Raw genomic sequence first — 12,067 nt, forward strand, 5'->3', positions numbered from 1 at the left:
TAGTCCGTCGTCATCGGCCGCGGCGGCCGGGCGGTGGCGGTGGCGGCGAGGCCTCCCGGGCGGGTGACGTGCCTCTTGACACATGCCGGTCCGGGGGCGGGCGGCCCTGAAGTAACGTGGGCGCCGTGCCCCTGCCCGTCCTTGCCAGCCGAGCCCGTCGGACACGTGCCGCGATCGCCTGCGCCGTACTGCTGGCCCTGGTCGGATATGTGGCGGTGCACATCGCGACCGGCGGCTGGGGCCCGCCCCGCTGCACCGTACGGGCGGAGGGCGAGTATCTGGCGCTCAGTCCCGAACAGGCGGTGAACGCGGCCACGATCGAGGCGGTGGCCGCCTCCCGGGGGCTGCCGGAGCGGGCCGTCACCATCGCGCTCGCCACCGCGCTACAGGAGTCGGGGCTGCGCAACATCCGCCATGGCGACCGGGATTCGCTGGGGCTCTTCCAGCAACGGCCCTCGCAGGGCTGGGGCACCGCGCGGCAGATCCGGGATCCGGTCTACGCCACAGGGAGGTTCTACGACCGCCTGGTGCGGGTCCCCGGCTACTCGCGGCTGCCGCTCACGGTGGCCGCCCAGCGGGTGCAGTACAGCGGTTTCCCGCAGGCGTACGCGAAGCACGAGACCGAGGCCGTGCTGCTGACCGGCGCGCTGACGGGGCGTTCGGCGGCCGCCTTCTCCTGCCCCGGCCCGCCGGACGACGGGGTTCCGGGCGATCCGGCGCGGGTCCGGGCGGAGTTGAAGCGGGAGTTCGGCGCCGAGGTGGCGGCGGCGGTGCGCCCGGCCGGGCAGAGCGGCGGGCGCGCCGCGGCCACGCATGTCGTGCGCGTGCCGACCGGGGCGGCCCGGGCCCGCGGCGGGGCGGAGCGGAACGGCTGGGAATTGGCCTACTGGGCGGTGGCCCACTCGGACGAGTTGCGCATCGAACGCGTTTCTTATGGCAACCATGTATGGACCGCCGGGAATTTGAGGGCCGGCTGGCATACCACCGACGAGGACTCCGGGCCGGAAGTGCGCATCGTCACCGCCCGATAGCGCGGCAGATCACCGCTGGTGACGGTGGGTCAGAGTGGGTTTGATGGCATTCCCGGACGCCCACTCACATCCGAAACGGATTATGCGACGCATTGCCAATTCTTTACCTTGGCGCACCGCAACCTTCCCGCTTCTCACGCGGTATTCACTGCGTCCGCCTGCCGGACATCCACGCCAATTGTCCCTCCCTCAAAGGAGCATCATGTCCCTCCCCCTCACGCGTCGGATCGCCCGGACCGCGCTGCTGGTCGCAGCGGGCGCAGCTCCCGTGGTCGGTGCCGCCGGCGCCGCGAGTGCAGCGGACCTCGGCCTGTCGCAGGCCCCCAAGCTGGGTGGGCTGAGCGCGCTCGACACCGCCGCGGTCGGCAGCCTCGCGGACTCCGCCTCGCAGAACGTCGGGAGCGCGGCGGGTGAGGTCAGCGGCAAGGCCGGCGGGACCGTCACGCGCGCCCTCCGGGGCCAGGAGCAGACCGCTCCGGTCGCCCGGACCGCGGACAAGGCCGCGGCAGGCAAGGCGGTCTCCTCCGGGACCAAGGCGGCATCCGGCGCGAAGGCGGTCGCCGGCAAGGCCGGAAAGGCGGGGGCGGCGAAGGCCGGCAAGGGCGACCACGGCAAGGCGACGGCCGGCAAGGGCCAGGCCAAGGGCAAGGGCAAGGGCCGCCACGCCGCGCCGAGCCGCGGCAAGGCCGCCGTGAGCAAGGTCGGCAAGGCTGTCACGGGCAAGGCCGGCAAGGTCAACAAGGCCGGCAAAGCCGCGGCAGGCAAGGCCGGCGAGGCCGGCCACGCCACCCCGGCCACCCCGGCCGCGCCGGCCGCCCCGAGCACGCTGCCCGGCAACGCCCTGACCGACGGCCTGTCGGTCAAGGGCCTGCCGGTCCTCGGCGGCTGAAGGCCACCGCGACACACCCGGGCCCGGGGAGCATCGGCTCCCCGGGCCCGTCGCATATCCGCGTGGCCGCGCCGTCAGCGGCTGGGCAGACCGCCGCCCAGCCGCTGGACCGCCGCCGCCACCCGCTCGTCGGTGGCGGTGAACGCGACCCGTACGTTCCGCTCCCCCGCCGCGCCGTAGAAGTCGCCCGGCGCCACCAGGATGCCCAGCTCGGCGAGCGCGCCGACGGTGTCCCAGCACGGCTCGTTCCGCGTCGCCCACAGGTACAGCGACGCCTCGCTGTGCTCGATGCGGAAGCCGCACCCCTCGAGCGCCTCGCGCAGCGCGGCCCGGCGGCGGGCGTAGCGCTCGCGCTGCTCGGCCACGTGCGCGTCGTCGCCCAGCGCGGCGATGGTGGCGGCCTGTACGGGCGCGGGCACCATCATCCCGCCGTGCTTGCGGATCTGAAGCAGCTCGCCGAGCACCGCCGCGTCACCGGCGAGGAACGCCGCGCGGTAGCCCGCCAGGTTGGAGCGCTTGGAGAGCGAGTGCACCGCCACCAGGCCCTCGAAGCTGCCGCCGGACACCTCGGGGTGCAGCACGGACACCGGGTCGGCGTCCCAGCCGAGCTCCAGGTAGCACTCGTCGCTGACCAGCAGCACACCATGCTCGCGCGCCCAGGCCACCGCGGCCCGCAGCTCGTCCTTGTCCAGCACCCGGCCGGTCGGGTTGGACGGGGAGTTGAGCCACAGCAGCTTCAGCCCCGCCGGGTCGAGCTCGGTCCCCGCGGCGCCAGTCGCAAATGTCTCCGTGTCGTACGGCACGGGCTCGGCGCCCGCCAGCCGCGCGCCGACCTCGTACGTCGGGTAGGCCAGCCGCGGGAAGGCGACCCGGTCGCCGGGGCCGAGGCCGAGCTGGGTCGGCAGCGACGCCACCAGCTCCTTGGAGCCGACCACCGGCAGCACCTGGGTGTGGTCCACGCCCGTCGCGCCCAGCCGCCGCTCCACCCAGCCGGTCAGCGCGTCCCGCAGTGCGGCGGTGCCCCATACGGTCGGATAGCCGGGGCTGTCGGCCGCGCCGGCCAGCGCGGTGCGGATCAGCTCGGGGACCGGGTCGACGGGGGTACCCACCGACAGGTCGACGATGCCGTCCGGGTGCGCCGCGGCGGTCGCCTTGTACGGTTCGAGCCGGTCCCAGGGGAAGACCGGGAGACGGGCGGAGACGGGTGGCACAACTGGCTCGCTTTCTCGGGTAAAACAGCCCGGCCCCGCAGGCCGTGGTGGCGTGCGGGACCGAGGGCTGCGCGGTGCCGGGGCGTCTTCAGAACGCGCCCGCGCGCCGCGAGGTCACTCGTCGTGCTCCTGCGGGGGCAGGGCGGCGATAAAGGGGTGGTCACGCTCGATCAGGCCCAGCTTGCTCGCGCCACCGGGCGAGCCCAGCTCGTCGAAGAACTCCACGTTCGCCTTGTAGTAGTCCTTCCACTCCTCGGGAGTGTCGTCCTCGTAGAAGATCGCCTCGACCGGGCAGACCGGCTCACAGGCCCCACAGTCGACGCACTCGTCCGGGTGGATGTACAAGGACCGCTGGCCCTCGTAGATGCAGTCGACGGGGCACTCCTCGATGCACGCCTTGTCTTTCAGGTCGACACAAGGCTGCGCGATGACGTAGGTCACGCTGTCGTTCCTCCTCTTAGGGCTGTATCGCGCGGGAGCGCGGCGTCGTCGATGCCCGCACCTAGTATCTCCGTTCCTGGGCACCAGACGCACGTGAGGGGCGAGCAGAGCTGTGGATTTCACCACTGGCGGACGACTTGAGGTCCGGATTACCCCGTCTGACGTGGGTAAACGCGTGTCCGTCAGGCTGACGATCGAGGGTGACGACAGTGGCGCGCGATTCACCGACGTGGTCGGCGTGCTCACATCGTGGACACAAGGTGTGCTGTGCGTCACTCGGCGCACGGGAGAGGAGGTCCGCATCGTGGAATCCTCGCTCGTGGCGGGCAAGGTGGTGCCCGCCGCGCCGGCCCGCCGCCGCGGCCCGGCGGCGACCGCGGCCGAGCTGGACCGGGCCGCCGCCCGCGCCTGGCCGCCGGTGGAGAGCGAGCGGCTCGGGGAGTGGGAGCTGCGCGCGGCGGGCGGCTTCACCCGGCGCGCCAACTCCGTGCTGCCGCTCGGCGACCCGGGCATACCGGTCGAGGACGCGCTGCGGCGGGTGGCCGCCTGGTACGCCGAGCGCGGGCTGCCCGCCTACCTCCAGGTCAGCACCGGCGCCGAGGGGACACAGGAGCTGCTGGCCGCGGAACTCGCGGCGCACGGCTGGGTCCGGGAGGTCTCCGTGGACATACGGATCGCCGCCCTCGCGCCCCTCGCGGACCGGGACGCCGACGTCTCCCGGGTCACCCTCTCCCGCGACATCGACGACGCCTGGCTGGCCCGCTATCAGCGCTCCGCCTCCGGCGGGCCCGCCCCCGAGACGCTGCGGGTGCTCAGCGGCGGCCCGTCGGTGTGGTTCGCGACCATACAGACCACAGCGAGCACAGAGACCGCAGCGACCACAGCGCCGGAGCACGGGACCTCAGGCGTCCCGGCCGCGATCGGGCGGTGCGTGGTGGACGGCCGCTGGGCCGGGTTCACGGCCGTGGAGACCGATCCGCGGCTGCGCCGGCAGGGCCTGGCCACCGCCGTGATGACGGCGCTCGCCCGCAAGGCCCTGGAGGAGGGCGCCTCGGCTGCGTATCTACAGGTCGAGACGGACAATGACGGTGCCCGGGCGCTCTACGAGAGCATGGGCTTCACCACGCACCACAGCTACCACCACTGGCGCGCACCCCACGAGAACCACCGCTGATCGGGTACGAGGCCCCTATGCCACGCAGAGACGACACCCCGGCCCGGCGCCGGCGCTTCGCCGAGGCGGCCCGCGAGGAGCGCCCCGACCTGGCGTTGCTGTGCCTGCTGGTGGGCCAGGAGGCCGACCCGGAGCTGGACGAGGACGGAATCGACGCCGCGCAGATCGAACTCGACCGGCTGGCCGGTCTTGTGCCCTACTCCCCCGGCGGGCCCGGCGCCTGGGCCGCGGCGCTGGCCGCGCTGCTCGGGGACCGGCTCGACTTCCGCGGCTCCGCGGCCGACTACCGGCGGCTGGAGTCCTCGCTGCTGCACGAGGTGCTCCGGCGGCGCCGCGGGCTGCCGATCCTGCTGTCCGTGGTGTGGATGGAGGTGGCGCGGCGGGCGGGCGCTCCGGTGTACGGGGTGGCGCTGCCGGGCCACTTCGTGGTCGGCTTCGGCGACCCGTACGGGCGCCATGTGCTGGCCGACCCCTTCGACGGCGGGCGGGTGCTGTCCGACGAGGACGCGGCGCTGATGGTGGCGGGAGCGCTGGGGGTCCCGTCGGCCCCGGCGGTGCCGGCCCCGGCCACCCCGCTGGAGATCGTGCTGCGGATCCTGAACAACATCCGCGCCTGGGCCGGCGCCCGCCCGGAGGGCGTACCTCCCAGTGGTAGCTGGGGGAACACGGACGTCCAGCTCTGGGCCGTGGAGCTGTCCCTGCTGCTGCCCAGCCACCCGGCCCGGCTCCGCTACGAGCGGGCCAAACTGCTCGTGGAGCGCGGGGACTTCGTGGCGGGGGCCAAGGAGATGGAGGAGTACGCGGAGGTCGTGGCCGCGATGGAGCCGAACGCGGCGGAGGACGTACGTCGCCGGGCGCGGGCCGCCCGGGCGATGCTGAACTGAGCGCACCGCACGTCGGTCCGACAGATGTCATGGCCCGGTGCCGGGCACACCACGGCCCCCGCCCGGTGCCGGACGGGGGCCGTACGCGCTTCGCTCAGTCGCCGTTGGTCTCGATGATGCCGATCCGCTCGGCCGGGGTCTTGCCCTTCAGCGCCTGGCCCAGCGCCACCGCGACGTCGGTCGGCGCGACGGGCTGCTTGCTGCCGTTGCCGCGCTGGATCAGCACGCCGTCGAAGAGGCCGCCGTACAGCTGCTTCAGGGCGTCGCGGTCGTAGTGCTCGACCAGCTTGCCGTCCACCACCCGCACGGACAGGACCTTCCACAGGGAGTTCTGCGGGCTCAGCAGAAGCACGTGCACCGGGTCCGTCTGGACCTTGACCAGGTCCGACATCGCGGGCCGGGCGAAGGTCCGCATCTTGCGGTCGACCTCGGCGTTGCTGATCTGCGGCTGCTTGGTGACGACGGGCAGGGTGATGACCTTGTTCTCACCCGTGGCGGCCCGCTGCCGGAACGCCTCGTCCACCGCCGCGACCGCCTTGTCGACGTCCAGGCCCTTGCCCGCCTTGCCGTACACCGCGACGGCCCTGCCGGGCTCGAACTTGATCGTGCCCTCGCGCGCCGTGCCCGAGGTGCCCGCGAGCCGCTGGAGCGCGTCCTTGAGCTTCTCCTCGTCGACCGTGACCACGGGATCGGCCTGGTGCGTGCCGCCGAACAGCGAGCCGATCACGGTGACCGGGTTGTAGTCGCGGCCCGCGACGCCGCGGACCGTGGCCTCGGTGTCCAGCACCAGACCCGCGACGGACGGCTTGATCTCCTTCTGCTCGCCGTCCACGGACACCTTCAGCGGGGCGCCGGTACGGCCCTCCAGCGCGGTGTCGAGCTTCTGGACCGCCGTCTCCTTGGACGTGCCGCCGATGTCCACGCCCAGCACCGTGGTGCCGTTGGGGACGTCGGCGTGGTTCATCACCAGACCCGCGCCGTACGCGACGCCGCCGATGAAGACGAGCGCGCCGACCGCCAGCATCAGCTTGGAGCGCCCCTTCTTCTTGGGGCGGGCGGCCGCCGGGGCGGCGGGGGCCGCCGGGCTGCTCGGCGGGGTGCCGTCCTCGGCGGACGGGGCGGGCGAGGCGGAGCCGCTCCCGGCGGGCGGGAAGGGCGAGCCCGGCCGGTTCTCGGTCGGCGGTACCACGGGGATGCCGCTGACCAGCGTCTCCCCGGAGACATGCTCGGCCGGCACGCCGCCGCCGGGGGTCGGGTCGGGGTCGCGGAACAGCGGCGGGGGCGCGTCGGCGTCGGCGCCCGGCCTGCCGCCGGGGCCGCCGAACGGCCCGGCCGACGCGGGGCTCGCGCCGGTGGTGGCGCCGAGGCTGCCGGACAGCGGCGAGCCGTTCGGCGGGGTGGGCGGCTGCCCGGCGAGCCCGGCACCGCCTCCGAGTGGCGCCCGGCCGGCGCCCGGGCCGCGCGTCGGCAGCCGCATATCGCCGGTGACCGGGCCGGTCGTCGGACCGCTGGGCTCCGCCGCCCCGGGGAAGCCTCCCCGGGGGGTGTCGGTGAAGTACGGCAGGTCGGCGCCCGGCCCGCCGCCCAGCGACGGGGCGGGGAACTGCTGCGTGGTCTCCGGAGCGGAGAAGTCGGGAGCCGGGAACTGCTGTGTGGTCTCGGGAGCCGAGGGCGCGGCGGCGGAGGCCCCGGGCGCGAACGGGCCGGTACCGAAGGGCTCACCCCCGAACGGTTCAGCGCCGAACGGCTCGGCCGCGGCGGGCCCGGGGGCGGGCGGCACCGGGGGCTGCGGCGTGTTCCCCGTCGTCGAGGCGTTGCCCTTGCCCTTGCGGGGCGCGAACCAGTCGCTGGTCCGCTCGGTCTTCTCGGGCTTGTTCCCAGGCTTGTTTTCCGAGTCTTCTCCCCGCGCCGCTCCGGCCGCCGGGGCGGCGTCGGACCGGTCCGGGTCGCCGGCGCCCTCGGGGTCGTCGGCGGAGCGCTGATTCGGCACACCCTCCTCGCCGACCGGGGTACGCATGACCACCGGGGGGATGGGCCGCGAGCCGGGGATATTGATCCGGATCCGGGTCGTCAGCGTGGTCTCGGTCTTCGGTTCCTCCGGCCTGGCCGCGGCACGCGCCTCGCCGTCGCCGGAGCCGCCCTGGGACTCCTGCGCCGGGTCCGGCGAGGGGTACTGGCGGGATCCGTACGGCGGGGTGCCGGGCGGGTAGGCGGCGGCGCCACTGCCCTTCCGGGACCCGGAGGACGAACTGTCAGATTCACGGCTCAAAGCAGGTTCTCCCAGTTAGCTCCGCCGCCCGTCAGACTCGCGCGGGCGGCTCGGCGGCGGCACCACCTTACTGGGCCCCGCGGGCAGACACTTGACGACCGCTGTAACACCGCATCCCGCGCACCGGCGCGCACGGCCGTCGTCCCGGCGGAGGCCCAGGGCGAAACGTGACGTCACTTACCAAGTCGGGCCGGGCCGCCGCCCGGTTGCGACACCTTCGGCATCGTGGCGCACATCACACCGGCGAACATTCCACCCAGCAGAAAAGCATACGAACCCGCCCCGGCCCCGAAGAGGAAGTCCCCCTCGGGACGCGTCACGGTGAGAAACAACACGGCGATCACCCACGCCCCGGCGGGCACCACCCCGCCCGCCCGGGTACCGGTCGCCTTGACCCCGCCGTAGCACAGCGCGCCGATCCCGAGCAGCGCGAGCAGCAACCCGCCGGGGAACCAGGCCGCTTGGACCAGCGCGCCCGCGACGGCGACGAGCACCCCCACCAGGCCGAGCAGCGCGTACGCCCCCACGCGCGCGGCCGTCACGCCGACACCCCCGCGAACAGATCGTCCTCACAGCCCCGTTCCGAGCCGGAAGCCATGACCGACTCCCCTCTGACCAGCAGGTAGTGCTCCTGGGCTGACAGCGGCTGACCCAGATCGTTGGAGAGCGCGAAGAAGGGCCCGTCCACCACGATCTGGGTGGCGTGGGCGCGCATGGCCTCCGCCTTCGCCTCGGCGTATCCGGCCCCGTCCACCGTCGTGGTCACCCGTGCGTCGTCGACCACGCCCGGCACATCGCCGGCCGAGGCGATCCCCGGGAAGGGGGCCTGCGCGCCCGCGGCGCGCAGCCGGGCGAAGCCCTCCTCGAGCTCCGAGCTCGGGACGCAGTTCCAGTAGATCTTGGCGATCTCGTGCGGGGCGCCCAGGTCCCGGCGGAAGACCTGCTCCGCGGCGAGCTCCGCCGCGCGCATGGCGACGCGGTGCGCCTGGATGTGGTCGGGGTGGCCGTAGCCCCCGTTCGGGTCGTAGGTGACCAGGACCTGCGGGCGCACCTCACGGATCACCTCGACCAGGTGGGCGGCGGCCTCGTCCACCTCCGCCCGCCAGAAGCACTCCGGGCGGGCGTTCTGCGGGGCTCCCATCATCCCGGAGTCGCGGTACCGCCCGGGAGCGCCCAGGAAGCGGTGATCGCTGACCCCCAACGCCTTCATCGCCACGGCGAGTTCGCCGATCCGGTGCGGGCCGAGCGCGTCGTCGCGGTCGGCGGCCAAGTGCGCCAGGGCGGGCGGGATGATCTCGCCCTCCTCGCCGAGCGTGCAGGTCACCAGCGTGACGTGGGCACCTTCGGCGGCGTACTTGGCCATGGTCGCGCCGTTGTTGATCGACTCGTCGTCCGGATGTGCATGTACCAGGAGCAGGCGACGGGCGGGAAGGACCGGGGTCATGAACACAGCCTACGAGCCCCGCGGCGGGAGCCGCGGGTCAGCCATGGATCAGAGTTCTATATCCCCGATCATGTTCGCCACGTTCGTCGTGAGGTCGTCGATCGTCGGGGCGACCGAGGAACTGGCGAGGTAGAAGCCGAGCAGCACACAGACGATCGCGTGCCCCGACTTCAGCCCAGCCTTCTGGACGAGCATGAAGACGATGATCAGCAGCAGCACAGCCAACGAAATCGAGAGCGCCACAGCGGCTCACCTCCAGGTACACGCGCTCTAACGGACAACATATTCATGCCACAGGGGGCCTACCCACTATGCGCAATCGATCATAACTATGGGCCCGTGCGCACGACTCGGTGCACGGGAGCATGACAGGGGCGCATGCCTGTTCGCACCGTCTGCCTCATCATCAGGCCTGATTCTCGCCACATTCGGCGAGTTGATCTCCACGGCCGCCGCGGGCGGAACATGCCCGCGGCAACCGGGCCGGAGCCGTACGCTCGCCCTATGACCGGACAGCTCTCGTTCCCCCGGCAGCACGCCCGCACCCAGCGCTTCACCCTGGGGGCGCCGCGCGCCTTCGTCGTGGCGCCCGACGACTCGCGCGTGGTGTTCCTGCGCTCGCGCACCGGCACCGACCGCGCCAACCTCCTGTGGGTGCACGACCTCGCCGAGCGGCGGGAGTACCCGGCCGCGGACCCGGCCGCCCTGCTCGGCGGCGCCGACGAGGAGTTGTCCGCCGAGGAGCGGGCCCGCCGTGAGCGCAGCCGGGAGGGCTCGGGGGGCGTCGTCGGCTACGCCACGGACCGGGCCGTCGAATTGGCCGCTTTCGCACTCTCGGGCCGGCTGTTCGCCTCCGAGTTGCGCGCCGGCGTGACCCGCGAACTCCCCGTGCCGGGCCCGGTGATCGACCCGCGCCCGTCTCCGGACGGACGCCGGGTCGCCTATGTGGCGCAGGGCGCGCTGCGCGTGACAGACGTCAACGGGGGCGCCGGGGATACCGGGGATACCGGGGATACCGGGGATACCGGAGGCGGCGACCGGGCGCTGGCCGAGCCGGAGGGCGAAACCGTCACCTACGGGCTCGCCGAGTTCATCGCGGCCGAGGAGATGCAGCGCTCGCGCGGCTTCTGGTGGTCGCCGGACAGCGACGCGCTGCTGGTCGCCCGGGTCGACGACGCGCCCGTGCGGCGCTGGTGGATCGCCGACCCCGCGCACCCCGACCGGGAGCCCGCCGAGGTCGCGTACCCGGCCGCGGGCACCGACAACGCCGAGGTGCGGCTGGTGCTGCTGGGCCTGGACGGGGCCCGCACCGAGATCGAATGGGACCGGCGGCGCTACCCGTACCTCGCCCGGGTGCACTGGTCCGGGTACGGCCCGCCGCTGCTGCTGGTCCAGGCCCGCGACCAGCGCAGCCAGCTGTATCTGGCCGTCGACACCGGGACCGGGCGCACCCGCACCGTACATGTGGACGAGGACCCGGTCTGGCTGGATCTTTTCCCTGGTGTGCCGGGGTGGACGCCGGACGGGCGGCTCGTCCGCGTCGCGGACGAGGGCGGCGCCCGGGTGCTGATGGTCGGCGACCGCAAGCTCACCTCGGGCGCGCTGCACGTCCGGTCGGTCCTCGACATCGGTGAGGAGGACGTGCTCTTCTCCGCCTCGCCGGGCGCGGACACAGAACTGCCCGCACAGCCCGGCGAGATCGGGGTCTTCCGGGCGTGGTTCCGCGGCAGCGGGGACCAGGGCGGCTGGGAGGCGGTCGACAAGAGGCCCGTCCCGGCCGTGCAGTCCGCCGTGCGCGGCGGCGAGGTGATCGTCCTGTCGTACGCCGAGCCGGACCGGCCCGGCGCGGCGGTGGAGGTGCTCCGGCCCACCGCCGACGGCTCGGCCGACCGCCTCGCCGAGATCGCCTCGTACGCCGAGCGGCCGGTCCTCACCGCCCGCCCGCAGCTGCTCCACGCGGGCGAGCGCCACATCCCCAGCGCCGTGCTGCTACCGGCCGGCCACACCGCGGACGACGGGCCGCTGCCCGTCCTCATGGACCCCTACGGCGGCCCGCACGGCCAGCGCGTGCTGGCCTCCCACAACGCCCACCTGACCTCGCAGTGGTTCGCCGACCAGGGCTTCGCGGTGATCGTCGCCGACGGCCGCGGCACGCCCGGCCGCTCCCCCGCCTGGGAGAAGGCCGTCCGCGACGACCTGGCGGGCGTGACGGTGCAGGACCAGGTCGACGCGCTGGCGGCGCTGGCCGAGCGCTATCCGCTCGACCTCTCCCGCGTCGCCATCCGCGGCTGGTCCTACGGCGGCTACCTGGCGGCGCTCGCGGTGCTGCGCCGCCCGGACGTCTTCCACGCGGGCATCGTGGGCGCCCCCGTCACCGATCAGCGGCTGTACGACACCCACTACACCGAGCGGTATCTCGGCCACCCCGACGAGCAGCCGGAGGTCTACGCCGCCAACTCGCCGGTGACCGACGAGGGACTGCGCGGCGCGGTGGACCCGCACCGCCCGATGATGATCATCCACGGCCTGGCGGACGACAATGTGGTCGTCGCGCACACCCTGCGGCTCTCCTCCGCACTCCTCGCGGCCGGGCGCCCGCACGAGGTGCTGCCGCTGTCCGGAGTGACCCATATGACCCCGCAGGAACAGGTCGCCGAGAACCTGCTCCTGCTCCAGGTGGACTTCCTGCGGCGGTCGCTGGGCGGGAGCTGAGCGGAGTCCGCC

At 73.7% G+C, this 12,067-nt stretch carries 11 protein-coding genes; 5 read left to right on the forward strand and 6 right to left on the reverse strand.

What is annotated here, in order from left to right:
- Positions 1-125: 125 nt before the first annotated feature.
- Both ACWY4P_RS19460 and ACWY4P_RS19465 read left to right on the forward strand, forming a co-directional pair.
- Positions 126-1,031 (forward strand): hypothetical protein, encoded by a 906-nt coding sequence (locus ACWY4P_RS19460; protein WP_456211811.1) that lies wholly within the window; start codon positions 126-128, stop codon positions 1,029-1,031.
- Between the two features lie 202 nt (positions 1,032-1,233).
- Positions 1,234-1,920 (forward strand): hypothetical protein, encoded by a 687-nt coding sequence (locus ACWY4P_RS19465; RefSeq protein WP_456211812.1) that lies wholly within the window; start codon positions 1,234-1,236, stop codon positions 1,918-1,920.
- A 74-nt stretch (positions 1,921-1,994) separates the two neighbouring features.
- Here the strand turns inward: ACWY4P_RS19465 and dapC are convergent, their stop codons facing one another.
- Complete coding sequence (gene dapC / locus ACWY4P_RS19470; RefSeq protein WP_456211813.1) at positions 1,995-3,131, reverse strand: succinyldiaminopimelate transaminase; 1,137 nt, start codon at positions 3,129-3,131, stop codon at positions 1,995-1,997.
- Between the two features lie 114 nt (positions 3,132-3,245).
- Complete coding sequence (fdxA, locus tag ACWY4P_RS19475) at positions 3,246-3,572, reverse strand: ferredoxin (protein ID WP_014054705.1); 327 nt, start codon at positions 3,570-3,572, stop codon at positions 3,246-3,248.
- A 112-nt stretch (positions 3,573-3,684) separates the two neighbouring features.
- Here fdxA and ACWY4P_RS19480 point away from each other — a divergent pair, with 112 nt between their 5' ends.
- Both ACWY4P_RS19480 and ACWY4P_RS19485 read left to right on the forward strand, forming a co-directional pair.
- On the forward strand, positions 3,685-4,746 hold the full coding sequence (locus ACWY4P_RS19480) for a GNAT family N-acetyltransferase (protein WP_456211814.1): 1,062 nt from the start codon (positions 3,685-3,687) through the stop codon (positions 4,744-4,746).
- 17 nt (positions 4,747-4,763) lie between these two features.
- On the forward strand, positions 4,764-5,630 hold the full coding sequence (locus ACWY4P_RS19485; RefSeq protein ID WP_456211815.1) for a transglutaminase-like domain-containing protein: 867 nt from the start codon (positions 4,764-4,766) through the stop codon (positions 5,628-5,630).
- Positions 5,631-5,724: 94 nt separating this feature from the next.
- Here the strand turns inward: ACWY4P_RS19485 and ACWY4P_RS19490 are convergent, their stop codons facing one another.
- The 4 genes from ACWY4P_RS19490 to ACWY4P_RS19505 form a co-directional block, all read right to left on the reverse strand.
- A complete protein-coding gene (locus tag ACWY4P_RS19490) occupies positions 5,725-7,899 on the reverse strand; it encodes a hypothetical protein (RefSeq protein WP_456211816.1) in 2,175 nt (724 codons plus the stop codon).
- A gap of 173 nt (positions 7,900-8,072) precedes the next feature.
- Complete coding sequence (locus ACWY4P_RS19495) at positions 8,073-8,441, reverse strand: DUF6113 family protein (protein WP_456211817.1); 369 nt, start codon at positions 8,439-8,441, stop codon at positions 8,073-8,075.
- Positions 8,438-9,343 carry an N-acetyl-1-D-myo-inositol-2-amino-2-deoxy-alpha-D-glucopyranoside deacetylase gene (gene mshB, locus ACWY4P_RS19500; protein WP_456211818.1) on the reverse strand — a complete coding sequence of 302 codons (906 nt, stop codon included), beginning with the start codon at positions 9,341-9,343 and terminating at the stop codon, positions 8,438-8,440. Before mshB ends, ACWY4P_RS19495 begins: the two co-directional genes overlap by 4 nt.
- Positions 9,344-9,391: 48 nt before the next feature.
- Positions 9,392-9,586, reverse strand: coding sequence for a hypothetical protein (locus ACWY4P_RS19505; RefSeq protein ID WP_456211819.1), 195 nt, complete (start codon positions 9,584-9,586; stop codon positions 9,392-9,394).
- A gap of 261 nt (positions 9,587-9,847) precedes the next feature.
- Between ACWY4P_RS19505 and ACWY4P_RS19510 the strand changes: the two genes are divergently transcribed.
- The gene (locus tag ACWY4P_RS19510) at positions 9,848-12,055 is read left to right on the forward strand and encodes a prolyl oligopeptidase family serine peptidase (RefSeq protein WP_456211820.1); all 2,208 of its coding nucleotides are present in this window, start codon (positions 9,848-9,850) and stop codon (positions 12,053-12,055) included.
- Positions 12,056-12,067 lie beyond the last annotated feature (12 nt).

The sequence above is a fragment of the Streptomyces sp. LZ34 genome (assembly GCF_053890475.1).

Bases quoted from the DNA above. Each gene is read 5' to 3' on its own strand.
- ACWY4P_RS19465 (WP_456211812.1), top strand. From the start codon at position 1,234: ATGTCCCTCCCCCTCACGCGTCGGATCGCCCGGACCGCGCTGCTGGTC.
- ACWY4P_RS19485 (WP_456211815.1), top strand. From the start codon at position 4,764: ATGCCACGCAGAGACGACACCCCGGCCCGGCGCCGGCGCTTCGCCGAG.
- mshB (WP_456211818.1), bottom strand. From the start codon at position 9,343: ATGACCCCGGTCCTTCCCGCCCGTCGCCTGCTCCTGGTACATGCACAT.
- ACWY4P_RS19510 (WP_456211820.1), top strand. From the start codon at position 9,848: ATGACCGGACAGCTCTCGTTCCCCCGGCAGCACGCCCGCACCCAGCGC.